This window comes from Roseofilum reptotaenium CS-1145, from assembly GCF_028330985.1.
In the GTDB taxonomy this organism is placed as follows: Bacteria; Cyanobacteriota; Cyanobacteriia; order Cyanobacteriales; family Desertifilaceae; genus Roseofilum; species Roseofilum reptotaenium.
This window is the reverse complement of the sequence record NZ_JAQMUE010000080.1, coordinates 148,753-173,690: the sequence shown is the minus strand read 5'-3', so window position 1 is coordinate 173,690 and position 24,938 is coordinate 148,753. Positions and strand designations below refer to the sequence as shown.

22 protein-coding genes and 1 pseudogene are annotated in these 24,938 nt (G+C 44.9%); 6 read left to right on the top strand and 17 right to left on the bottom strand.

All coding sequences use genetic code 11. The features are described 5' to 3' along the window. Positions 1-114: 114 nt before the first annotated feature. Positions 115-546: a SufE family protein gene (locus PN466_RS16750; RefSeq protein ID WP_271941259.1), complete on the top strand. Its 432-nt coding sequence runs from the start codon at positions 115-117 to the stop codon at positions 544-546. Between the two features lie 97 nt (positions 547-643). Further along, a complete protein-coding gene (gene mog, locus PN466_RS16745) occupies positions 644-1,174 on the top strand; it encodes a molybdopterin adenylyltransferase (protein ID WP_271941256.1) in 531 nt (176 codons plus the stop codon). 67 nt (positions 1,175-1,241) lie between these two features. Here the strand turns inward: mog and PN466_RS16740 are convergent, their stop codons facing one another. Further along, positions 1,242-6,137, bottom strand: a complete 4,896-nt coding sequence (locus tag PN466_RS16740; protein ID WP_271941252.1) for a tetratricopeptide repeat protein — start codon at positions 6,135-6,137, stop codon at positions 1,242-1,244. 168 nt (positions 6,138-6,305) lie between these two features. Next, a complete protein-coding gene (locus tag PN466_RS16735; protein WP_271941250.1) occupies positions 6,306-6,881 on the bottom strand; it encodes a Uma2 family endonuclease in 576 nt (191 codons plus the stop codon). Positions 6,882-7,076: 195 nt separating this feature from the next. On the opposite strand from PN466_RS16735, the gene PN466_RS16730 reads away from it, so the two are divergent. Then, entirely contained in the window at positions 7,077-7,379 is a 303-nt protein-coding gene (locus PN466_RS16730; RefSeq protein WP_271941247.1) for a hypothetical protein, read from the top strand. A 16-nt stretch (positions 7,380-7,395) separates the two neighbouring features. Here the strand turns inward: PN466_RS16730 and PN466_RS16725 are convergent, their stop codons facing one another. Both PN466_RS16725 and PN466_RS16720 read right to left on the bottom strand, forming a co-directional pair. Next, positions 7,396-8,004 carry a hypothetical protein gene (locus tag PN466_RS16725; RefSeq protein WP_271941243.1) on the bottom strand — a complete coding sequence of 203 codons (609 nt, stop codon included), beginning with the start codon at positions 8,002-8,004 and terminating at the stop codon, positions 7,396-7,398. A gap of 26 nt (positions 8,005-8,030) precedes the next feature. Next, complete coding sequence (locus PN466_RS16720; RefSeq protein WP_271941240.1) at positions 8,031-9,188, bottom strand: class I SAM-dependent methyltransferase; 1,158 nt, start codon at positions 9,186-9,188, stop codon at positions 8,031-8,033. A 168-nt stretch (positions 9,189-9,356) separates the two neighbouring features. Here PN466_RS16720 and PN466_RS16715 point away from each other — a divergent pair, with 168 nt between their 5' ends. Both PN466_RS16715 and PN466_RS16710 read left to right on the top strand, forming a co-directional pair. Next, positions 9,357-9,668, top strand: coding sequence for a hypothetical protein (locus PN466_RS16715; protein ID WP_271941237.1), 312 nt, complete (start codon positions 9,357-9,359; stop codon positions 9,666-9,668). Positions 9,669-9,710: 42 nt separating this feature from the next. Next, positions 9,711-12,692 (top strand): CHAT domain-containing protein, encoded by a 2,982-nt coding sequence (locus PN466_RS16710; protein ID WP_271941234.1) that lies wholly within the window; start codon positions 9,711-9,713, stop codon positions 12,690-12,692. 172 nt (positions 12,693-12,864) lie between these two features. On the opposite strand, the gene PN466_RS16705 is transcribed toward PN466_RS16710, so the two are convergent. From PN466_RS16705 to PN466_RS16650, 12 genes and pseudogenes are all read right to left on the bottom strand, one after another. Beyond that, positions 12,865-13,182: a type II toxin-antitoxin system RelE/ParE family toxin gene (locus PN466_RS16705; protein ID WP_271941231.1), complete on the bottom strand. Its 318-nt coding sequence runs from the start codon at positions 13,180-13,182 to the stop codon at positions 12,865-12,867. A gap of 9 nt (positions 13,183-13,191) precedes the next feature. Then, positions 13,192-13,446, bottom strand: a complete 255-nt coding sequence (locus PN466_RS16700; protein WP_271941228.1) for a type II toxin-antitoxin system ParD family antitoxin — start codon at positions 13,444-13,446, stop codon at positions 13,192-13,194. Between the two features lie 340 nt (positions 13,447-13,786). Further along, positions 13,787-14,342: pseudogene (locus PN466_RS26405) on the bottom strand (Uma2 family endonuclease). A gap of 86 nt (positions 14,343-14,428) precedes the next feature. Beyond that, positions 14,429-15,997 carry an AMP-binding protein gene (locus PN466_RS16690; protein WP_271941225.1) on the bottom strand — a complete coding sequence of 523 codons (1,569 nt, stop codon included), beginning with the start codon at positions 15,995-15,997 and terminating at the stop codon, positions 14,429-14,431. Continuing rightward, positions 15,997-17,904 (bottom strand): GGDEF and EAL domain-containing protein, encoded by a 1,908-nt coding sequence (locus PN466_RS16685; protein ID WP_271941222.1) that lies wholly within the window; start codon positions 17,902-17,904, stop codon positions 15,997-15,999. The genes PN466_RS16690 and PN466_RS16685 overlap by 1 nt, the downstream gene beginning before the upstream one ends. Positions 17,905-18,124: 220 nt before the next feature. Then, positions 18,125-18,367: a hypothetical protein gene (locus PN466_RS16680; RefSeq protein WP_271941220.1), complete on the bottom strand. Its 243-nt coding sequence runs from the start codon at positions 18,365-18,367 to the stop codon at positions 18,125-18,127. Between the two features lie 182 nt (positions 18,368-18,549). After that, positions 18,550-19,641 (bottom strand): hypothetical protein, encoded by a 1,092-nt coding sequence (locus tag PN466_RS16675; protein ID WP_271941217.1) that lies wholly within the window; start codon positions 19,639-19,641, stop codon positions 18,550-18,552. Positions 19,642-19,700: 59 nt separating this feature from the next. Then, complete coding sequence (locus tag PN466_RS16670; RefSeq protein WP_271941213.1) at positions 19,701-19,931, bottom strand: indolepyruvate ferredoxin oxidoreductase subunit alpha; 231 nt, start codon at positions 19,929-19,931, stop codon at positions 19,701-19,703. Positions 19,932-20,098: 167 nt separating this feature from the next. Next, a complete protein-coding gene (locus tag PN466_RS16665; RefSeq protein WP_271941210.1) occupies positions 20,099-21,334 on the bottom strand; it encodes an ATP phosphoribosyltransferase regulatory subunit in 1,236 nt (411 codons plus the stop codon). Beyond that, on the bottom strand, positions 21,334-22,254 hold the full coding sequence (locus PN466_RS16660; protein ID WP_271941207.1) for a J domain-containing protein: 921 nt from the start codon (positions 22,252-22,254) through the stop codon (positions 21,334-21,336). Before PN466_RS16660 ends, PN466_RS16665 begins: the two co-directional genes overlap by 1 nt. Positions 22,255-22,303: 49 nt before the next feature. After that, a complete protein-coding gene (locus PN466_RS16655; RefSeq protein WP_271941204.1) occupies positions 22,304-23,137 on the bottom strand; it encodes an inositol monophosphatase family protein in 834 nt (277 codons plus the stop codon). A gap of 45 nt (positions 23,138-23,182) precedes the next feature. Next, entirely contained in the window at positions 23,183-23,686 is a 504-nt protein-coding gene (locus PN466_RS16650; protein WP_271941201.1) for a thermonuclease family protein, read from the bottom strand. 58 nt (positions 23,687-23,744) lie between these two features. Here PN466_RS16650 and PN466_RS16645 point away from each other — a divergent pair, with 58 nt between their 5' ends. Next, positions 23,745-24,494 (top strand): class I SAM-dependent methyltransferase, encoded by a 750-nt coding sequence (locus tag PN466_RS16645; RefSeq protein WP_271941199.1) that lies wholly within the window; start codon positions 23,745-23,747, stop codon positions 24,492-24,494. 13 nt (positions 24,495-24,507) lie between these two features. Here the strand turns inward: PN466_RS16645 and PN466_RS16640 are convergent, their stop codons facing one another. Further along, entirely contained in the window at positions 24,508-24,876 is a 369-nt protein-coding gene (locus PN466_RS16640; protein ID WP_271941196.1) for a 2Fe-2S iron-sulfur cluster-binding protein, read from the bottom strand. Positions 24,877-24,938 lie beyond the last annotated feature (62 nt).

Below are 24,938 nucleotides of genomic sequence, written 5' to 3'. Positions count from 1 at the left end.
TTGAAGAATTTAACTAACAGGAAAAATATCTTAAGTCTGGGTAAGTTAAGCCGATCGATCCATTAGAATCCAGGATGACAACAATGGATTAACGATATCGGTGGCGATCGCACTATGACCGAAACAACTCAAACCCTACCCCCTAACTTAGATAAAATTGTCAAACGTTTTCAACGCTCTCAAGACCCAAAGCGTCGCATCGAGCAACTCATTGACTACGCCAAGAAATTACCTCCCTTTCCAGACACAGATAAAGTCGAAGAAAATAAAGTCCCCGGTTGTGTCTCCCAAGTCTATGTCACAGCGACTCTAGAAGACGGGAAACTACACTATCAAGCCGATTCTGATGCCCAGTTGACCAAGGGCCTAGTGGCATTACTCGTCAGAGGATTAGATGGATTAAGCCCTGAAGAAGTCGCCACTCTCTCTGGAGACTTCATCCAAGAGACCGGATTATGCGTAAACTTAACGCCGTCTCGGGCTAATGGATTTTACAATATCTTTGAGACGATGAAAAAAAAGGCGATCGCCGCTAGTACGCAATAGAAATGCAAGAAAACTGGGGAGTTAGGACTTTTTTAATGCTCAAGCCTAGCACCCATCATCCTATTCCCTATTCCCCATTCCCCATTCCCCATTCTCGATGAATACCCGTATTGGAATCGTAACCGCCTCAGACCGAGCCAGCGCAGGAGTCTATGAAGACCTCTCTGGAAAAGCCATTATCGATCGCCTCCAAGAATATCTCACCAGTCCCTGGGAATCCGTCTATGAGGTTATCCCAGATGACTATGACACAATTAAAACTACCCTTATTTCCCTCATTGATGATCGCCACTGCTCCCTCGTTGTCACCACTGGAGGAACCGGCCCCGCTCCCAGGGACGTAACCCCGGAAGCCACGGAAGAAGTCTGTGACAAAATGCTGCCGGGATTTGGGGAACTCATGCGTTCCGTATCCCTACAATATGTTCCCACAGCCATCTTATCGCGACAAACCGCAGGCATTCGCGGCAGCGCCCTCATTGTCAATCTTCCTGGTAAACCGAAATCCATTCGAGAATGTTTAGATGCTGTATTTCCTGCCATTCCCTACTGCTTAGACTTGATTGGCGCACCCTATCTAGAGTGTAATTCGGACGTGATTCAAGTCTTTCGACCGAAGAAAAAGTAATTATGTTTAGATCCTAAGCCATACAAGCTATTGCCTATTGCCTAGCCAGAATCGCTATATCAAAAGTCTATTCTTCCTTTATTTCCTCCCATTCTCCTTGCAGAGTAAACCCTGCCCAATAAAACGGCGCTCTCCATTGAGTCTCGGTTTGCATCTCCAGTTGTGCCTCTTGCAAGGCTTTTGTGGGCGATAATTGTTCTTGCCACATCAGACGATAAAAACGAGTCATCATCTCTGCGGTGGCGGCATCATCAACATTCCATAAACTGACGAGTACCCTAGGCGTACCCGCATACATAAACCCTCGGGTTAATCCGATTAAGCCTTCTCCTTGAATTTCTTTCCCTAGTCCCGTTTGGCAAGCACTGAGAACCACCAAATCAGCAGATAAATCTAAGTTGTAAATGTCGTGGAGACGCAAAAATCCATTGCTGGGATTACCTTGTTCGTCGATTAAGGACAGCACTAACCCCGACAGTTCGGGATTGACGCTGTTGAGAATGCCGTGGGTGGCAAAATGCACCGTGCGATACTGGTTTAATGGAGTATGGGTGGCAAAAGCGTAGTTGGCTTCAAAGTCAAAGGCTTGAATCCGTTGGGATTCCGGGATAAGGGAGGCGATCGCCTCAGCTTCTTGCCGAGTACCGGGCAGTCGTTGGAGTTGAACACCTATATCTGTGGTGGCACGGGGAAGTAAGGACACAGAATTAGACGTTGAGGAAGAAGGATGATTCTCTAACCGTTCGTCATCTCGACTAAACACTGGATCGGCAACGATCGCCAATTGCTGAGGTGCGCTTTGGCGTTGGGAAAAATCTTGACGCAAAATGGCTAGGGTAGACAGGGAAGGAAGATGGACGAGTTCATAAGCTTCGACTAACGAACTCAAGTTGTTTTCTCTAGCATGGGGATTGGGGAGAGCGCTGAAGGGAATGTAGTGTAAGGCTCCATCAGCAACGATCGCCAGACGTTTTTTATCGCTGTGTTCTCTGAGAGGTTGGAGAATGAGGGAATTTAATGCTTCACCAGAGGCGATCGCTTTTTGGGGTTGATGACGAGAGCGAGGATGACCGATATCGCCACGAAATTGTCTAGCTTTTTGCTCAATGTCTTGACGAGAAGGAAGGATATAAGAGATTAAACGGTCTTGGGTAATTGCCCAGAGAAAACTGCCCTCTTCACCCAGAGCATATTGCAGAACTAAAGTATCGCGATCGAGAATATTTTGCTGAATTTCTTCTAAAGTCACAGGTTCAGGTTGAGTCAGGGCGGCATAGCTCGGACTTACTTCTCGGATTTTCCTTTGTAGAGCCTTGTATTGATTCAAGAGATATTGCCGTTCTTGTTTGAGGTTAACGACTTGTTCTTGAGTAAATTCTTCCTGATACAGGGCAACTTCCCGGCGATCGAGGGCATCTAATTGTTGCTGTAAGCGGCGTTCCTGAAGCACTAAATCCGGATCGACTCCTTTGCGAATATCGGTATTCGCTTCCGCAAGGAGTTCTAGGAGGCTTCTAGCGCGAGAGCGTTCGTTAATATTCAGCGCTTGCGCATCATAACCTTTAGTTGGATGGTGTTGATGCAACTCCATTAATAGGTCGATGTAGAACTCGTAATAGAGCTGTTTAGCAGCAAAAAAGGTTTGTCGTTCTTCCGGGGAATTTTTTCGAGCGCGTACTTCTTCGATGAGGGCGATCGCCGCTTCAATGCGATTCAAAGCCATGTTAAGGTTCCCGCGCTGGCGTTCTATTCGTGCCATCCCCAAGAGGGTATCTGCCTTAGTTTCCGGAACGGGATCTAATTTCAGAGCAGTGTTGAACGCATCCCAAGCTTGTTCCAAATGGCCTAACTCAGTATGAACCTTGCCTAATTCAACATAAAGGAAATCATACCGTCTATCGGCAACAATTAATGACTGGTTAAAGAACCTCAAAGCCGGTTCTAAATTCCCCAATTCAAAGTGAAGTTGACCAATTTTTCGCAAACTCGCACCTAGTTTCCATCGCAAACCCCCTGCTTCAAAAAGAGTTAGAGAGTCGTCATAAAACTCCAGCGCTTTTTCTGTCTCTTTCAATTGTTCGTAAACTGTCCCTAAATCCTCCAAGGTTTCTCCTTCTCTCCTGGCATTTCCCAGGTTGCGGTAAATTTGCAACGCTTGCTCATAGGAGGCGATCGCTTTTTCTCGATCTCCTAACTCTAGATAAATGCCTCCCAGTTTTGACCATATTCCAGCTTCTTTTTTAGGATTGTTAATCGTTTGAGTCAACCGCAAGGCTTCGCGATAAAACCCAAAAGCTTCCGGATAGTCTCCCGAACGAAAATAGAGGTTAGCTATCCAAGTTAAGGTATTGACCTCTCCTTCGGGAAAATTACGTTCTTGATACATCCTTCTAGCTTGCACAAAAAAATATAACGCCTGTTCGATATCTCCCAGTTCTACATAATCTTCTCCCACACGCATCAAGCCCGTGACTGCTTCATCTGTGCCAATGTTTTGATACTGTTGTCGATAGGCATTAAAGGCTTTCCATGCCTTCTGTGGATTGCCAATTTGATAGCAAGCCTTCCCAATTTCTCGAAAAACTTCGGCGCTTTTCATCGGTTTAGATTCAAGGAATTCTTGAGCGGAACTGACGGCGCGATCGCAAAACTCTATGGCTTTCTTTTGTTCTCCCGAATAGGCATAAATTCGACCAATCCGGAGCAACATATCCAGGGTTCGTTCTTCTCGAAACGATGCATCGGGTTCTTGTTCGTAAAGTTCCAAAGCTTGGTTATAAGAGGCTAAAGCATTTTCCAAATCTCCCAGAGTCGTGTACGTTATTCCCGTCCGGTACAGCGTCCAGGCTTCCCCAGAATGATCGCCATTGTCTTGGTAAACTTGCCGCGCTTGAGAAAATAGAAGGATAGCTTGTGGTACCTGCTCTAACTCGTAATGAAGTTCAGCCATCCGTCTGAGGTTTACGGCTTCTTTTTTATAGTCTCCTAACTGTTGATAAATGGGAGTGGCTTGCTGGTAAAACTCTAACGCACTTTCCTGTTCTCCGAATTTGATATAGTCATCACCAATTTCAATTAATGTTCTCGCTTCTCGCTCTAAATTTCCTTTTTCTCGGTAAACCTGTGCTGCTTGCTTGAAGGACTCTCGTGCAGGGTAATAATTGCCGAGTTCGTAGTCGATTTTGGCAATTGTTCTCAGATGAAAGACTTCACTAACACTGTCCCCTAATTCGCGGTCGATCGCAACTCTTTGGCGATAAAAATCTAAGGCTTCTTCTTTCTCTTCCAACTCATTTTCGTAGAGGGACGCAATCCGGTAAAGGGTTCTGGCTTCTCCAGGGCGATCGCCAAGACTCCGATAAAGGTTTAACATCCGATCGAGGGCTTCTAATCCCTGCTCCCACTCTCCGAATCGATGGACATGGATGGTGGCAATTTTCTCTAAAATTTGGGCTTCTCCCTCTCTATCACCAGCCTGTTGATACACTTGAACAGCTTGATTTAAGAAGGTTAGCATGTCTTCCTGACGATCGCGATCGCCATATCGTTCGGCGATCGCCAGCAAAAACGTGGCTTCCCCTTGCAGATCGTTGACCGCTTGATACACGTCTCGTGCTTTGTTATACTGCTCTAAGGCGGCTGCTGGTTCTTCTAAGCGATCGTAAATTTGACCTAAATGACCCAAAACTATGGGTTGGCGATATTGGAAATCTAATGCTTTATTTGTATCCCCAAGTTGACGATAAAAATGACTCATTCCTACCAATAGATCCAGTTCTTGGGAATAGTACTCTAGCGCTTTAGCCGTTTCTCCCAGATCGCTATAGATATTCCCTAAATGATTCAACATTTCCCCTTGCTTAACCCCATTTCCCAGATTTTCGTATAGGGTTAAGGCTTGTTGATAAAACGCTAATCCCTGTTGCAGATTATCGGAGGAAAGATAGCGATCGCCCAAAATTTCCAGGGTTAAGGCTTCGCCATCGAAATCATCTATCTCACGAGCCAGACTCAAAGCTTGCTGGTGAAACTCTAACGCTCTGGCTTGATTCTCGCTCCACCAGTAGCGAACCATTGTATTTAAGAGCCGAACGTTCTGTTTTTTTGCCCAATGGCTATCTTCTGAAGACGATGCACCAATTTCTTGGTAAATGGATCGAGAGCGATCGAATATGTCCAATCCGGCTTGCTCGTCAAACCATTCAAATAAGCGTAATCGAGTTAAATTGTTCAGAATAACCGCTTCGCCTTTGCGATCGCCAATCTCCTCATAAATTCTCAACGCTTGCTGGAACAATTCGTATCGTTCGCTGGTATCGGTTTTGGATTCTGCCAGCCAGTTGAGCAACTGTGCTTCCCCCTGTCGCGAGGCAAAGGTTGCGGTTTGAGGAGATTGGTTGAACACTTCATAAATGGCTAAGGCTTGATGAAAGAATTGGGCAGCTTTATCCGAATCACTGTGACGTTGTTGGTTTAAAATATCTGAGCGACGAGAGGTAACTGATGTAAAACCGCGATCGCTCGCAAATTGCCATTCTTTCTGCCATCGATCGGCATCCATGTCGTGAATTCTCCCCAGTTGCCCTAAAATCAAGGCTTCTTGGAGGCGATCGCCAAGCTGTTGAGCCAAAGCTAAAGCATCACGGTAACGCTCCCGCGCTGGGGTAGTGGCTCCCCAATATTGGTAGATGGAGCCAAGTTTAATTAAAGCTGCTGCTTCCTGCTCGGAATTCCCCGCCCTGTGCCATAGGTAACGGGCTTCTTCCCACTGGGCGATCGCCGGTAATTGAGCCGTCAAGGTTTGCTGCTTGCTTAAGCGCTCGCCTTTCTCCACCAAGTCTTGAGCCAAAACGAGACAAGAATTCTGGGTGAGAATAGATTCTGGGTTAGGTTTCGGGGCGATCGCCACAGATTCAGTGGTAACCAGCACTGTTAACCAGAAGGCAAACCAAAGACGATTCATGGTAGTTATATCATTTCTCTATATACATGCACACTCACAAGGGGCTTAGAGCCAATTGCCTCCCAAGGATCAATTGATGCAAACTTTTCTGGATTTGATATTACCCGTTGTCTGCGAACCCTATTCTACTCATTCACATTTTGGTCATAATCTTCCTGCAATAAGAATTTACCAAATTAAGTTAAGATTTAAACTGAAACCGGGTAAAACATCTTCTCCGGATAAGGTGGTTGGATTGTCTAACGTTTGTTTTTCTTGTCCCTGACGATAAATTTCAACTTGACGGTTTTTCGGGTCGATCAGCCAACCTAACCGAGTGCCATTATCCATATATTCGAGCATTTTATTTTGTAGGAGTGTCAAGGAATCGCTAGGCGATCGCAGCTCGATGACAAAATCGGGACACAAGGGCGGGAACTTCTTTTTCTGCTCTGCGGTTAAGGCTTCCCATTTGGCTAAGGGTATCCAAGACGCATCGGGGGAATAATCCGCCCCTTGAGGAAGCTTAAAACAAGTGGAAGAATCAAACCCTATTCCGGTTCCGTCTGTATCCGTCCAATTGGCTAATTGTTGAGCGATCTTAAAATTCCGGTTTCCCGTTTCTCCCCCTGTCGTTGGCATAATAATTAGGTCTCCTCGAGCCGTTCGTTCTAATCTTAAGTCGCGGTTGGCAACACAAAGTTGATAAAATTGTTCCTCGGTAATCGAGGCACTTTCTGGATTGTTTAAAATGAATGCTGTCATGGTTTTCTCTCCTTGTTGACATTCTCACCCGTCTGTCTGAAGCCATGGTAATTCAATTTTAGCTCGATCGTGCGCTTGCTAGTCCCTCGATACAGCAGAGCGATCGCAGTCCAGTTCGAGAATGGGCTAATAGGATATAGTGAAGCTAGAGTGCGATCTCCACTATCCTCCAAAACTATGAATAACCCATCAAAGATGTCCAACAATCAAAAACTCGCTCTACTTCAAGAAATTGAGCAAATTCCAGAAGAAGATATCCCCGGTTTGCTAGAACTGGTTCGTTGCCTTCGTCAACAGACTGTTCAAACCAATCCCGTGCAGAATTGGAATGATGCGATGGTTCGTCTTAATAGTGGAGATCGTCAAGACAAACAGCTCAAACAGCAAAGATTACAAGAGATGTTTGCCTCTTGGTCTGAGTTGGATGACGAATGCGAACAAAAAGAATCCTTAAAACTCATTGAATCTCTACAAAGAACATCCATTTATAGGTGGTAAGAGTCATAAAATCACTTTAATCTTTAATCAAAGGATTGCCGATCTCCATGATAGAACAGACTCTAGACAACCAACGTATAGTAATTTTCTTACTTAAAAGAGTTTGTTCATCGCTGATAAATTTTAATTCGATTGGTGGTAATTCCTTGTGGGGATATAGTTGCTCGAAGATTGCCGCTATTGCACACACAGATCTATTAGAAGTTCCACTATCTTCTAACAAGCGCTCGGCTTTTGCAGTGAAGTCGCGATCCATTAATAGGGCTGTGGCAACAAGTTGCGGTGCAACCCAACTGCCGTGTTTGATTCGAGACCACAGTAACTCTAAATAGAGTTCAACATCATCCAGCAGTAGAAGAATTACACAAGCGACTAAATGAGGTCGCCAATTATAGTCCTCAAAAATAATGATTAAATTATCCAATATTTCATAGTCTTGATATTCTGCAATAAGCTGCTTGACTTGCACAACAGCATTTTCCGCTCTCGAATTGAACTGTAGAAAAGCAAGATAATCGACTTTACAACATCTTCGCACCTCGCCATCAATTTCTCTGAGTTCAAAAATAAATGTTTGTTGTGTTCTTCTTTTTTTTTCTAGAATAGCTTTAGCGTCCTCATTCATTCTTTAAACACTAAACTTGAGATTTTTTATTCACCTTTATCTTTAGTTGCTGCTAAGATAAACCAAGTCCCTCGGCTGGCTAATGCTCCTTTATTGACCGTTAATTGTTGAGTTCTCAACCAACTGGGGATAAACTGTTGGGTAATGCGGTCCGGTTCAAACCCAGCTTCAGTAGTCAATGCTGCCAGGTCTTGCATTTTCATCGCGCTCCAATAGGGTTCATTATTATTCGCTGTTTCCCAATCAAATAAGAAAGCTTGATAGGGAGTCAGATAGGAATAGGGAGGAGATTCTAGGTGAACCATCATACCACCGGGACGCAGGAGGCGATCGCACTCTTTCAACACCCGCCGAATGGCCGAAACCGGGATTTCGTGGAATAAAATGTGACTGACAATTAAATCAAAGGAGCCATCTGCAAACGTCATGGACTCCGCATTCTGTTGATGGAAATGAACCTTGCGGTTTAAGGCTTCTGCTCGACCATGACCATACCGCAACAAGGGAGCGCTCAGATCTACCCCATGTACTTCTGCTTCTGGATAAGCTTCTACATAGGGGAGGGTACTGTGACCAACCGAACAACCTAAATCGAGAATATTCTGGGGTTGAAACTGTGGATATTCGGCTTTCAGATAGTGATGAATGAGGCTCTGTCCTAAGTCATCATTCAGAGAACCCAGCCATCCTAACCCATAGAGATAAACCCCATGGTCATAAATAGCGCCTGCGGTGACATCATCGTCTTGGTCTTCCGTATGATATCCCCCGGGCATACAGTGAATATCCACCTGGGTTTGATGGGAAGGCATAATAAATTTGGGGTCTAGGCTCAAAGAACCGAGGGAGGGATGTTTGGGTTTAGACCGCTCAATCAATTCTGGCAGTTGTCGCTCAACGCTGGTACTCACTGACTGCCAAAGCATTTCCTGATTCAGCCGTTTTAAGGCACCCATCCACTGGTAGCGTGGTTGGTTTTTCATGAAGCGACGAATTTCCCAAGGCTGAGGATTGGGGTTCTGGGCGGTTAATTCTGGCTCTATTTCTTGCTCGTACAGGGTTTTAATGCTAGGAAAGATCTTGTGCTGCAAATAGCCTTTGAAGCTCATGACAAATTCTTGACGCGCCCTTTCATCATGGGTCGCTTTCGGTAAAACGGGATGTTGATATTCTGAAGTCATCATGGCTATTGAGTTGGGCGGTTGTCGATCGCAGTCGCTTGATTTTAGCGCAAGATTTTTAATTCTGATCGGGGAATCTGAACGCTTCAGTGGTAAATGTTCCTAGCTTCTTCTATCGCTTCTAAAATGGAGAGAAAATACTTAACTAGAGAGATGAGTCGGAGTTAACCCATGAAGATTGAAATTGTTGGTCAAGACGCAGAAGCCGCAACCGAAGAGCTACTGAGGATTACCGGAATTGAGGGGACTTATGAAACCCTGAATGAACCCCAGAGAGCCGAGGTATTAACGATGATCGCCACTATTGTGGGTATTGTGGGAGGTACGATGGCGATCGCCAATCAACTTTACGAATGGTATCAGAAATCCCAGAAGAAAGACTCAGGACGCAAGCTGGAGAAAGTGATGATTGTCACCGATGACGGGCGGCGTTTACTGCTCAAAGATGCTACAATCGAGCAGATTAAAGAACTCTTGGAGTAAATAAAAATTGTTGATTATTAATTGTTAATTGTTAATTTTCCCATGGTTCGGATTCTACACATTCAATTGACCCCTGTAGGGAAAGACCAGGCTAGGTTTCAGTTTTTCTGGGATAATCCCAACCAATTTGAGCCACGGTTTCTAGCTCTGAGCGAGATTGAGGAATTACTCCAAATAAGCGAGACAGATTATTACACATTACTTCCCGTGTCCTATGCAGAGATGGGAGAAGAACTGTTTAACTGGCTTGATGGAACCGACCGACTGTTGCAATCTGCGCTAAATGAATCCCGAAAAAAGCACAGAGGCGAGCAAATTGTCCTGGCGATTTCCACATCAGGGAGATTGGCCAATCTTCCTTGGGAGATTTTGCACAACGGCAAACAATTCCTCGTGGAGCAAAAACCGCCGATTGTTCCCGTTCGCTGGGTAACAGAAGGGTTAGATGGTGAGCAATTGACGGTGAAGGAAGAAGCCAAACCCCGTTTTTTGAATATGGTATTTATGGCTTGTTCTCCCCAAGATGTGCAACCCGTGCTGGATTTTGAGGCAGAAGAAGGCCAGATCTTAATGGCAACCAAAGGGATTACCAAAGACCTGTGCTTAACTGTTGAAGAAAGCGGATGCCTGGAGGAATTTCAAGATATTTTTAATTCCGAAGAAGACCCATTTGATGTGGTTCATTTAACCGGTCATGGAACCATAGACGGTGAGCAACCTTATTTTCTCACGGAAGACGAATATGGGTATTGTCAGAAAAGCAGTGCGGCAGATATTGCTAAAACCTTACAACTGAATTATCCCAAGTTAGTCTTTTTGTCTGGGTGTCAAACAGGATATTCAAGATCTTCAGCAGGCCAACTAGTACTCTCGATGGCGGAAGAATTAGTCCTTGAGGGAGCGCCAGCCGTTTTAAGTTGGGGAGACCGAGTTCAAGATAAGGAAGCTTCCGCCATTGCGGCCACCTTGTATCGAGAATTATCGGCCGGCCAAACCCTGGTGCAGGCCTTGGGACTAACCTATCAGCGCCTATTAGAGGGCGAAGGTATGGTTAATCTTGTTACTTGGGATCTGGAATCGGGTCAAGGTGAGTATCGCCAATGGCACCTATTGCGGCTGTATGCTACCTCTTTGCCTGGTGTTTTGGTGACCAAACGTAACAGTCGAAGGCAACGGCGACAACCAGCACCCCCGCGCAACATTAAAGATTTTATTCCCACGCGAGAGCAAGAACTTCCCCTCGGCCCCAAAGAGTTTGTCGGTCGTCGTCGCCAGTTACAAAATTGTTTACGCAGTCTGAAAACGGATGAGGATAAGGTAGGAGTTCTCTTAACCGGAATGGGAGGTTGGGGGAAAAGTGCCATTGCTGCTCGATTATGCCAGCGCCTATTACCTTGGTTTAAGGAACCCATAGTTTGGACTTGGCAAGAACAACCCATCAACGAACAGAGCATTGTTAAGAAATTAAGCGATGAGCTGGAGGATGCAACAGAACGCCAACTGCTCCAGGGACAAGAAGAACTCAAATATCGACTGCGAAATCTATTTGCTGCATCTGACTCTCAGCCATTTTTATTGGTGTTGGATGATTTTGAGCAGAACTTGGAACTCATTTCCGGACAGTATAGACTCAAGCCAGAGACCGCCAGAGTTTTAAGAGCATTAGTCTGGGCTATGCAGAGGACTAATGCCGGACATCGGATGATTATTACCTGTCGCTATCAGTTTCAATCAGATCTTTTAGAGGGATTTTTTATCCAGCCCTTAGAAAGTTTTCATCATGCCGACCTGTTGAAAATCTTGCAGCGCTTGCCCCATTTTAACTCAGATGAGAACCAGGCATTAATTCCCCGCGCCCTAACCCTAGCCAGTGGCAATCCTCGTTTATTGAAAAAAATCAACGATGAAGTTCTCGTGCAAGACAATGCCGAGGAACGGCTGACCCAATGGGAAACTAACCCAGAAACCTGGAAGTACAAAGTGATTTGGGAAGATTTGAATCCCCTCATCGACGAGCCTCTAGCCAAAATTCTCAGTGCCTGTTTGGTGTACCGAATTCACGTCCCGATGGCGGCTTTAGAGGCAGTTTGCCAAGGACAATTGTCCAGTAGAGAAGAGGAACGAGAACAAATTGAGCGAGCGATGGCTTTGGGATTAATTGAAATTAGCTATCACCTGGAAGAAGACCAGCGCGAGTATCGAGTTTCACAGAATTTATCCCAGATTTTTTCAGCAGTCCGGTTACTAGAAGACACAGATAAACTTTATCCTCTATACCAAAAAGCTTGGAGTGCGTTAACTGAATTGTGGGCAAATCGAGGCAAGAAAAATCAAGAGCAATGGCAAGAGATATTTCGATTAAAGTTTGCCGATAAAGGAAATCCAGAACGATTTAGAGAAGGGTTCAAGCAAATGCTATCTGTTCAGTACAATACAGCAGCAGATCAAGGTTTTGAGAAGGAATTGAGGAAATTTAAATCTGAACTTACAAGAGATGGATTGTGCCAGGAATTAGAAACTTTATTACAGCAAGAAAAGTGGAGAGAAGCCGATGAAGAGACATCTTGGATTTTTTATCAAGTTATGGTATTAGATGGGTTTGATGATTTTTATGATCTTTACCGCAGAATTCCCAGCGATAACTTTAATGATATTGATATATTGTGGGTGCAATACAGCGATGGACAATTTGGATTTAGCATACAGAAACACATTTGGAAGACTTTAGGTGGACATCCTGATGCAGCCTCAGAAACTTGGAAAAATTTCTGCAAACAGATACAATGGCATGATGGAAGTGAATGGAAAAGATATGAGGACTTAAGCTTTGATAGAGAAAAAGCAGCGATTGGAGAATTACCAGCTCTTTCGTACACTCGATGGAAAAGGCCTGGTTTTGTAATGAGTTATGGAGAGTGGTTATTGGGGTATGGAGGAGCAGGCATAAATTGGCTAAAAGTTGTTTTTTATAGAAAAAAATCTAAAGTAAAACGTAAAATAGTTATCCGTCTAATGAGGCGGTAACGATAGAAATTAGTCAGACGTATCTTCAATTAATTTCAATTAATATTGTAAACCTGCCCGATCGCTGTTTGGTGTGGTTAGGGCGGGTTGACAGAGGTTATGGGTTGGTATTATAAATCGTTGGCGAACCCGCCCCTAAAGGCGATCGCATCTTCTCAAAGACAAAATCAGCTTACTCTTCTACTAAAATAGAAGCAATATCTCTAGACCCATGAATCAGTCTAATAATAGTTAATGTCTCTTCAGAATACTGATAAAAGATTAGATATTTTTCAAATCCCGTAACTCTCCATTTTCTCAATCCTTGTAAGTTAGGATTTTTGACTTCATATATCCGCCCAATACCTGGATTCTTAGCTAATTGTGAAAAAGTCGATCGCACCGCATCAAAAAAGCGCATAGCCGAGTCAGCATCGTTAATGGCGATATACTCAAAGTGTTGCTCTAAATCGAGATTTGCTTGTGGTGCGATCGCAATCTTTGAAGCCATACAACGTAACTAGGACAAATTATTGATTTTATCGACTAACTGACTTCTTTTCTCTTCCCACCATTCGTCTGTAACTTCAATGGGTGTACCGCTATTCAATCCTTCCAGTAAGAGTTGCTCTAAATACCGTTGTTCCGCTTGTTTCTGTGCTTGAGTAATTAAGCTCAAGATATAGTCATTGGCGTTTGAGTAACCTTCTTTTGTAGATTGCTGGCAAACAAAGTTATTGATAGACTCTGGCAGGGTTAGATTTAAGTGAGTCATACTCTTTTCGTAGGAATAATACTGTACGACAATGATTCTTTATTGTAGCATCTCCATCGAGCAAATAGCAGATGGGGATGGTCAAGCGATCGCACTCTTCAAATGTTTGTGTTAATCCAGACAAGAATCGATCGCTCTAAACAGCTATGTCTATGCTCCATTACAGAATATAGCAAGTCACTAAACGAGGAATATTTTAGGGTTTCCATCTACATGATTAGGATTAAGACAATAGCTAGCCAGTTTTGCATCTTCAATAATGGCACTTTCAGGGTTGGGCAGTCGATTGGCTGTCATCTAGTCGATTGGCTGTCATCTAGTTGACTTGAATTGCGATCGCTTAGGTAAAAAAGGCATTGACGTTGCAAGAAAAATCCGGAAGCAAAGGAGACGTTATCTCATCTTCCTCTAATAAGATCATCACTAATTCCAACTTCGCTCGTTCCCGTCGATAAACCTCTACCGTCTTTAATTGCCAGTCCACAATCCAATATTCCCGAACGCCCTGATTAGAATACAATTTAAACTTGCTTTCTTTATCCCGACGAACATCAGCTTTACTTTCCGATAACACTTCAACCACTAACTCTGGAGCCGCGATAAAATGACCCGATTCATCAACAGATTTGTTTAACCTCTCATTCGTCATCCAAACTAGATCGGGGATAACATTATCGGTCTCAGTAAAGATTAGCCCTGGATTGAATATTATTCACCTGTTCCTGTTGTTGCTATCCAGTTTTCTAGGACTGTGCAAATTTTACCTATAGTTTTTTGATGTTTCCAATGGGGGCGTGGGTTATGTACAATTCTCCATTGATAATTTCATAGCGGTTATTGTTATTGGGCAACAGTTCTAAATCGGCTGATGTCCAGGGAATTTGAACGTTTGTCATAGAAGTAAGGAGCTATGGAACGACAATTGATTTAACTATAGCGATTCTAAATCATGGGTTAACAGTTTGTGCTCATTCAGGCTTGCCTAGAGTTTAGCTAGGATTTTTTCCAAGGCAGGATAATTGATTTTGGCGTTGTGACGGGCATCAACGGGGATTTTAGATACAATTTTGATTTCATCGATTTGGGCAAATTCTAGGGCTGATTTGAGCTGGGAGAATTGATGTTCATCAGCCGGGTGTAGGGGATTTAATTCTAAAATTAGCCAGCGTTGGTTGTGATACTTAACTAGGGCGGCGCGTTGGATCGCCGGGAATTGATGGGCGATCGCCTCTACACTTAAAGGATAGAGTATCCCTTTATCGTCCTCAATCTTGGCACGGGTGCGGCCGAGCAGCCATAAATTCCCCTCAGCGTCGAGATACCCCGCATCTCCAGTACGATGCCAAGGGGTATCACCAACACAAAATTTGGTTTCTAAATCCCCCTCTCCGTTGACATAACCGGGTAAAACATGATCTCCACTGACCACAATTTCTCCCGGAGTCAGGGGCGGTAACGTATAGTCAGCAAAGGCTTCAGGAGTCAGGGGCGCAATGGGTGTTCCCCAGGAGTCGGGGATAATTTTTAGGTTGATTTCCGGTATAGGATGACCTGCGTATAGTCCTCCTAGGGAGCAAGGAGAAGAAGTATGGTTACTGAGCGAAGTCGAAGTATGGGCGATGGGTTCGGCTTCCGTGGAGCCATACATGGGGATAATTTGGGCACTTTTGGCACATTTTTGCAGGCGATCGCACAATTGAGGAAAAACCGGAGCGCCCCCTGTAAAAATACGCTGGAAACTCTCCAATCTCATCTTGTGCTGTCCGCAGTAGCTCACCAGACGCTCTAGAAATGCCGGAGAAGCAACCGTACTTGTGGGTTGATGAGTTTGAATTTGCCGCAAAATGGGAGCAGGATGAACAAATCCCGGTTTTCTCAAGTCCCCCGCAGGAATAAGACTCGTGACTCCAGAAGCCAGATTCGCCAAAATAAAGATCGGCAGGGTTGTCAAATCGATCGCTCCGGGTTGATGATGCAGATGATGCGCTAACACTTGATGCTGGGTGAGCAGAAAACCATGGGTACGCAAAGCCGCTTTCGGTTTCCCCGTGCTACCACTGGTAAACGTTAACAAGGCAGCCGTTTCAGCCATCGCTGGATGCACAGTTGGTGAAGGAGGATAACTCCGCCAACGCTGCCAATTTTTAAGCCCCGGAAGAAAAATATGGGGAACCAGTTTCAGAGGGATCTGCCGTAGAGCAGGAGATTTTAACAGCAGCAAGCTAGCTTTTGGCGTTGCCAGCAGTCCTTGAGGAGGGGCTATCTGACAACATTGTTCCAGATGAGTTTGACCAGCGCTAGGATCGAGAAACATAGCAATAATGCCCAGTTTGAAGAGCGCAAGTAGGGCAATGTAGAGATCGATAGACATGGGCAAAAATACCAGAAGCCGCTCCCCTGCTTTTAACCCCAACTCTTGCAAATAAGCCGCCGCACGACTCGAAGCGATATCCAATTCAGAAAAAGAAATCGACTGTTTCTGGGTAATAATAGCCGGATAATCCCCAGACTGACGACACTGTTCTTGCAGGCGATAGGCAATATTCACCATTACTCCTCCTGCAACCATTGGGGAGGGTTAACAATAAGCTGTGCAGCGCGCTCATGATCCAAGGGTTTGGCAAAAAAGTACCCTTGAGCCATTTCACACCCTAGAACTTGTAATTGTTTGATTTGCTCTATGGTTTCCACCCCTTCAGCCGTCACATCCATACCCAATTGATGAGCTAGGGTAATAATTGCTTCGACAATTTTCAAATTATCTTCATTTTCATCCAAATCTCGAATAAACGAGCGGTCAATTTTCAAGGTATCTACTTTTAAGCGCTGAAGATAGCTCAGAGAAGAATAACCCGTGCCAAAATCATCTAAGCATACGCGAATTTGGCGGTCTTGAAACTGTTCAATCAACCCTTCTGATTTATCATTTTCCATAATCACACTTTCCGTAATTTCCAGCTTGATTAAGTTGCCATCAATTTCCACCCCTTGCAATATCTTATCGAGTTGCTCAACCAAGTCTGCCTGTAAGAATTGCTTGGTGGAAAGGTTAATGCTAATTGTGATGGGAAAATATTGGAGATAACGCTCTTGCCAAATTCTCAGTTGTTGACAGGCTTCTTTTAAGATCCAACGGCCTATGGGGACAATTAACCCGGTTTCTTCAGCCGCTGGAATAAATTCATTGGGAGGTCTAAATCCTTGCTCTGGATGTTGCCAGCGCACGAGGGCTTCAAAACCGGTTATTCTACCCGTTTTCAAGGAAACAATCGGCTGATATTGCAGGTAAAACTCATGGCATTTTAGGGCTTGCCGTAAATCCATTTCTAGCCGCAGCAAAGATACAGCATTGGCGTGCATGGCTGAGTCAAAAATCTGATAGCTTCCTTGCTTTAAAACTTTTGCCCGGTACATCGCCGTTTCTGCATCTCGGAGAATCTCTTGAGGAGGGCGTTCTTCTCCAATATAGAAGGTAATCCCAGTACTGATATTAAGGTAGACTGTGTGTTGATCCACATGCAAGGCAGCCAAGAATTCTTGATGAATTTGTTGGGCAATATCGGTAACTTCTTCTAAGTTGCGAATTTCTTCGAGTAAGATTGCAAATTCATCTCCCCCTAAATGGGCTAACGTATCGATTAGACGGGTTAAGCTTTCCAAGCGGCGAGCCATGGCAACAATCAATTGATCCCCGATCGCGTGACCTAAAGAGTCATTGATGACTTTGAAGCGATCGCCATCAATAAACAAGACAGCAAATCGATAATCAGGTTGATGGTTTTGCCGGCTGACGGCATCTTCCAATCGCTCTAAGAATAACGTCCGATTGGGCAATCCCGTCAAGTTACTATAATAGGCTTGATGATGGAGGCGTTTCTGAACTTTGTGACGTTCAATAATTTCCTTTTTCAGTTCCTGATTGGCTTCCTCTAGTCGTGCAGTCCGCTCTTGCACCCGTCGTTCTAGTTCCAGGTTGAGTTGTTCGACTTGGGCTTGGGCCGCTTGGCGATCGCGGATTTCTTGCTGCAAACACGCTTGTTGCTGTTTAATCTTTTTACTTAAGCTCTGGATTTTAAGCTGGGTTTTCAATCGAATAATCGTTTCGGGTTCATTATAGCCACTAAAAATACAATCAAAAACCCCCATAGCAATCAAGGTTTCGGATTGAACCTCTAGCCGATGATCGGCAATTAAAACGACCGGAATTTCACAGGTTTTGATATTTTCTTTCAGTTTTAAACACAGATCGCGATCTTCCGATTGAATCTCGCTCACTTTAAGAATAATCAAATCCGGCTGAGTGGATCGGGCAATCATTAGCGCCATCAGAGGATTAGGAATATGGCGCAGCGTATATCCTTCTTGACTGAATCGGTGAGCTAAATCCTCAAATCCTTGGGATTGGCGATCGACCAGTAAGATATTTCCGAGGGGCAAAGATAATTGAATCTGATCCATTTGTTCATTGGCAGATGCATACGATCTAGACACGGAAGAAGACGAGAACAACATTCAGGAGCGGTTGTACGAGTGAAGGCTAGATTATGGAGCCAGCGATCGCCACAGTTATCCAAGAGTAATTTTATAATTTTATCTCTCTTGAAGGGAGTATCTGAGAAAAGTCAACTTAAATTCAGGTTTTCTCTATTGTAAAACACACTGGATTCTCCTGAAGCGACTATTCTACGTCCTCAGTCTGGTTATGCACCCAACCATTGATAATTTTATATCCCCAATGGGAATTAGCGGCTGCCAGTCGTTGAGCGGCTTCTGGTTCGGCGATCGCGCACAAGTCGATCAGCTTTTGATATCCTTCTTGTTTTTCCAGCTCTCGACGCTCCTGAGCCTGTTTTTGACGCTGCTCAGGGCCGATTTTGGGTCTTCCTGGAAGTAGGGAATCGATTTGATGTAACGGTTCCATGGGGAATGGGGGATGGGGGGATGGGGAATAGGGAGATAGGGGGGTTTGATCGTATTATTAAAAGTTAACTTTTGAAAAAAGGATAAAATCCTCTCTCCACGAGACTTTGAGCGATCGCCAAAAATGACGCATGAAACCCCACTGCTCCCTGAGCGGAGTCGAAGGGAACATCCTTAATTCCCCTAAAAGGGCAACGAGGGTTGCACTTGATTATCAATAATCTCATATCCCCATTCGGGATGTTGCTGGAGTTGCTGTTTGACCCAACTGCGTCCCAGGGGACTTTGATAGGCTTTTTGCAATTGCTCTAGGGACGGGGAACTGTCTTGATCGCCAGAAGGTTCAGATTCAGGTAAGGCGCTCGGGGCAGAAACTTGTAATAATTTCTCCATCACCTGTTCTTTGGTAATTTCGGGTCGTTGAGTAAACGAAGGAGGTAGATAGGGCGTGCTTAAGCCTTGTTGTTTGGCTTTCAGCGCTCGATCGGCGAGGCGATCGCACTTTCGCAGAAATCCTGCCCATAAATCTTGAGCCAATACGGGTTTTCTTAAGTCAGCTCGTGCTTTGGAAACAGCGACTTCTAGGGGTTCTCTCTTCTGGACATAATATTGAATCCGTTCTTCTTCAAAGGCAGGATAAGGCACTCCCGGTTCAATTTCCCAATCCCGTTTGACTTGCTGACTCGACCCCAAGGGGCGATCGCTGATAAACTCCTCCCAAAAGGGTGAAATCATGCCTTTGGTGAGTCCATCGACAATCTTAAACATCCATCCCGATGGATTGTCTAAGCCTTTTTGTTTGGCATACTCTAGAAGTTGGGACTGAAAAGCTTCAAATTGTTCTTGAGAAGTCCAAGGGCCGGTAAATTGGTAATGGGGAGTGACACTAACTGCGATCGGCTGGCGTTTTGCCGGAAAATAAGGGTCAGCAGGAGGTGAAGAAGCACGCGTTTCTCCAGGCTGAAGAGCCATTTCTAGCTGTTCCAGGTTAAGGCGCATATCGACTATATCCCCTCTACCCGGTACAAGACGCTCTTCGAGCAATCCTTTTTGGGCTAACTGTTGGCGAGCTAGTTGCTGTTCTGCCTCAGTTAAGCCCGTTTGAGCTGTGAGGTCTTGACCATTGATTCTGATCCAGTTGTCAGAGCGATCGCCCTGTCGTTGTAGAATATGCCAAGCCAAAATACTAGCCACCACCCCACCCGTAGCCGTCGCCACTTGGGAATAATAGACTTTCGGATCTCCTAAATTTTGACAAAATTGGGCAAGAGTCATATGAGGCAATAGGCAGTAGGCAACAGGCAGTAGGCAATGGGTAATTCCCTATCTCCTCATCAGAGAGAGGGCGTTTTTTGCAATTCTGGCTTTTCTTCATCCAGAATTGCCCCTTCTACTGGGCAAACTTCTAAACAAATTCCACAGTCAATACAAGTATCGAAGTCAATCCAAAACCAATCCGTTCCTTTCGTATTTTTACCCGGGCCGGGGTGAATGCAAGCCACGGGACACGCTTCTACACAGTCGGCGACTCCTTCACAAATATTAGTAACAATGGTATGAGGCATGGTGTTTCTGTCGATCGGGTAAGGTTCATCAATAGGGTGAGTCGGGCAATACCTTCGCCAATCTTTAGAAGGCAAGGGACGGGTTCTCCCTTGTTCAGCCCAGTGAAAGCTAACCTACTGCAAAAAGGCGAAGGTATGGTAGGGGTAAAAAATGTTTCGCCCCTACTCTAGGAAATCGATTCAATCTGGGGGTTACCTTGGGCATCTATCCAAGCAATTTGGTGAATCCGCCGCTCTTTGGCATAGTTTTTAACCGCTTCTTGAGTTTCCCATTCTAGTAAGTTTACCTGGACTCGAATACTGGGCGTTTGAGAGCGCAAGGTTTCGGCATAGGTGAATGCAGCGCCCAACGCTCGATGAGTTAAGGGAACCACGAGGCAGTCGCTGGCGGGAATTTCGGTCGGCAGGCGATCGCCCCCTTGAAGCACTTGTTGCAAGGCTTCGATATTCAGACAAAAGCCAATACCGGGCAAGCTTTCATGTTGAGGATGATACACAGCTACCAATTGATCGTAGCGTCCCCCTTGACCGAGGATTTTTACCTCTGTACCCTGGCGACTGGCCACTTCAAAGACAATGCCACTGTAATAATCAAAGGTGCGAATTAAACTCAAATCCACAATAATCGGTAAAGGGGGTTGATTGGGGCGACTCTCTTGTAGCAGGTCGATTAAGGTTTTTAAGTTTTCTAATTTACTCTGTTCTTCTGGAGTCAGATCGAGAGCGGTTAATTTCTGGAAGACTTGGGAGGGTTCTCCTCGAAGGTTGAAAAGTAGTTGTGCCCGTTGCTGTAAGTCTTCAGGGAGATCGAGCTGTTGTAAGGCAATATAATCTAGACTGGAGATCGCCTCTCGGATCGGTTTTTGATATTCTGCTGGGAATGAGGATAACAGAGACTGGGTTAATCCGGCTTCTCCAATCACCCAAACCCATTGATCTAAACTGAATTCTAGGGCTTGTAGGCAATCCGCCAGTAATAATAAGATCTCAGCATCAGCCGCTACTCCACCAGCACCCAACAATTCTACTCCGGCTTGATAGAATTCCTGCTGCTGACCATAGTCTCCTTTCGGCGATCGCACGAAAACATTAGCACTATAATAAAATCGCTTGGGATTAGTCACCCGGTTAAAATATTTACGAGTTGCCGCAGTCCGGGCAATGGAGGCCGTCACTTCCGGCCTCAAACCTAACTCTTCTTGACCCTGCTGAAGTTGAATCACAGTAGAGCGATTAATCGCGCCTCCTGCCATCAATGTATCCAATCTCTCCAACGTTGAGGTAATAATCCGATGGTAACCCCACTGATGAAACACTTGATACAGACGGTCTTCAATCCAGTTTTTTTGGGCAACGTCCAGGGGAAGTAAATCCCTAGCCCCTGGAGCAGACTGATAAACCATTACTTTTTCTTTCCACCACCAATCGTAATCCCGAATATCTTAATCCCTTGACTGGCTTTTTGATCGGTTTTGCTCGCATCCGTGCGTTTTTTCATCAACGCTTCTAGTTTTTTCTGGGATTCTAGAGCTTCCGCATGTTTGGGATCGCCTTCGAGAGCTTTGTTGAGATGGACTTTAGCCATGGTTTTCTGCCCTTGTTTGAGGTAAATCAGACCCATTAAGCTATGGCAATCACTATTGGTTGGTTCTAACTTCAGAGCATCCCGCAATTCTAGGATTGCTTTCGGGAAGTTCCCTTTTTCAACCAGTTCCTTCGCTCGCCCATAATAGCCGTCAATCGGTGATTTTTTCTCAGGCTTCGGTGCAGGAGGAGGCGGTGGGTTTCCAGGTTTAGGAGGGGGAGGAGTAGCTGCTTTCGTTTTACTTGCTGCTTTTGCGCCTGAACTCCCTACCTGCATCAGGTAAACCATATTCAATTCGCTAATTTCCCCAGTAATTTTACTGAAGTCATCTAAGGATTGGTATTGTTGAGTCGCCAAATCCTCCATTGCTTTTTTATACTCAACTTCCACGTCCTTCGCTTGGGCAAGTTTTTTTGCTGCCTCACTTTGTAAGGTTTCACTCCTGTTTTGCTGAGTCGCTTGTTGGCCTTTCAGGCGCAACATTACCATATATTCTTTGTATTCTTTCTCCTGGGAAAGTTTTTCATAGGCTGGGTTCACCAGTTTGGAGAGGATTTGGCTGGCTTGTTGTTTTTCTTCTGGGGTTCCCGTGGAACTACTGTCTGGATGGAGGTTTTTTGCAATGCGCATATAGCGCTTGCGAATTTGCCGACTGTCTGCCTGGATGGGAACTCCTAGGATGGCGTGAAAGTCGGTGAAGTCAAGTTGAAACAGACCTTGATTAATGTTAAAAGACATACTTGCTGTTTGACTGTGCCAAGGGATGATTTCTCATTTTAGTGTACTCTTAGCTAATTGTTATAAATTCTCTCCATTGAGGGGGGAAAGGGGAAATTTGCGAGAGGACCTGAATCATGGGGTCATGAAGATGCCCATTGGTGGCTAAAATCCGACCGGTTGTTATATCGAATCTACTGCCATCATAGGCGCTCACTTTCCCTCCCGCTTCTTTGACCAGAACCGTACCAGCGGTAATATCCCAGGGGGACAACCCCCTTTCCCAGTAGCCATCTAAACGTCCACAGGCAACGTAGGCCAGGTCAATAGCGGCGGAACCTCCCCGGCGAACTCCTTGGGTAAGATGGGTAAAATGGCAGAATTGGGCATAGTTATTATCGTCGGTTTCTCGGCGATCGTAGGCGAAACCGGTAACGAGGAGGCTATCCGCTAGGGTGGGAGTTGTGGAAACGGCGATCGCCTGGCGGTTTAGGGTCGCTCCTAAGCCTTGTGCGGCGCGAAAGAGTTCTTGACGGGATGGATCGAAGACGACCCCCACTTGGGGCACTCCATCGATTAATAAGCCTATGGAAACGGAGAAATTGGGATAGCCATGGGAGTAGTTGGTTGTCCCATCAAGGGGATCGATCGCCCACAGATATCGACTTTGGCGATCGCCCAGCTTTCCCGACTCTTCCGCTAAAATATTATGGTCGGGAAAATGACGCTGCAATATCTCTAAAATCACGACTTCCGAAGCCTTATCTGCTTCCGTGACAATATCTCCCGGCCGGCCTTTTTCCCGGATATCTGTTAATTTTCCTTGGTAAGACATCACCACCGCACCACCAGCTAAAGCGGCTTCTGTGGCAATCTCTAAGTAGGTTTGTAAATTGTCGGTCATGGATCAATGAGTAATGGATAATGGGTGGGGCAATTTTTTTCGCTCCTACTGTTGATAACGGAACTCACTGGGAGTCAACCGCATCGGGTTTTCTCGATTCCAAATACCAAGCTCCAGAGTTCTTGCTCTTTGTTCGGCATACTGGAGACGTTGACTATATTGGGTATTGGGAAACCATTCCTGAGCTAAAGCATACCCTTCTTTGACCAATTCTTCGTTAATCAAGTCTCCATCCTGCCAAATATAGCCCAAGGTACGCCCATATTTATCTTCAATTTCTCGATCCCCTTCTAAGATTACAGCTTGTTTTTCAACACGATTTTTTAGATATTCCTTCGCCTCTATTCCCCAAGGTTTCTGTTCTACGGATGGGGCACTAATCCCAATCAGTCTTATGGTTTTAGAAGTGGAACGATCGCCGATTACTTCTAAGGTATTTCCACTGACAATTCTCACCACAGTTACCATTTCTCCCTCCAGAGGAGAAGAGTGACAGCCCCAGAGAGAAATAATACTGCACACTAGTATAATCCGTTTTTTAATATTCATGGACAAATTGATCTACAATAGACTAATTGAGTTTCAACCGATACCATCAAACTAAAATATGGAAGTTTATGATCCCATCGCAACGCAATACAAAGAATTTCGCGAAAACCTAATCTACGACATCTATTATTATGTTGAGACCTATACTTATTTGAGCCAATTAGGAGATCTATCCGGCAAATCCATTCTCGATCTTGGTTGTGGAGACGGGATACACAGCCGCAACTTTAAAAAAAAAGGTGCCTCACGAGTCGTTGGAGTCGATATATCCACCCAAATGCTCGAGTTAGCTAGGGCAGAAGAAGCCAAAGAACCCCTGGGAATAGAATATATCCTTAGCGATATGTGCGAACTGGGCAAAATAGATGCTTTTGATGTAGTTGCTGCAGCTTTTTCCATTAACCACGCACAAACCAAAGAGCACCTGCGCCAAATGTGCCAAACTATCTATGACAACTTAAAACCAGGGGGCCAGTTTGTGGCGCTCAACAATAATCTTGGCTTATCTCCAGAATCCTATGAGTGCCTGGAAAAATACGGCTATTACAGGAACAAAGATCTTGGTGATTTTGAAGAAGGAATGCCCATTCCTAGCTTGGCTTTTGAAGTGAATGGAGAACAGGTTGTAATTGATGACTGTTATTTGAGTCAAGAAACTTATGAATGGGCATTCCAAGAAGTCGGATTTAAGCGAGTGAACTGGTATAAACCCATGGTTTCGCCTGAAGGAATTGAAAAATGGGGTCAAGAGTATTGGCAGGATTTCTTAGATCATCCCCCCATGCGATTAATTGAATGCCAGAAATAATCTTTTTTAGGGTTTAATCATCTTCTAGAGGTAAGCCGATTTCTATTTTTCCTTTGCCAAAATAGCGCCCAAATTGCAGTTCATATACTTCATCTTCATCCTGAGTTTCCACTTCTAAATCGGATCTGGCATAACTGACACACAAGAGAGCATAACCTTGTTTTTGTAAGTCAGGAGAGAGTCCCATGGCTTCCGGTTGATAGATTTCTCCAGAGAGGATACGCACCGCGCAGGTTGTACAAGCACCATTGCGACAGGAAAACGGTAAATCCACCCCTTGAGTTTCGCAATTGTGGAGAATATAGCGGTCATCGGGGACTTCCAGAGTGTGGTATTGGTCAGTGTGGCGATTATGAATTTTAATGGTGTAAATCTGGGTCATGGTTACCGTTCAAGTTTTATCTGTGGAATCTATTATCTCATTGAAGCTCATCGATCTCGATA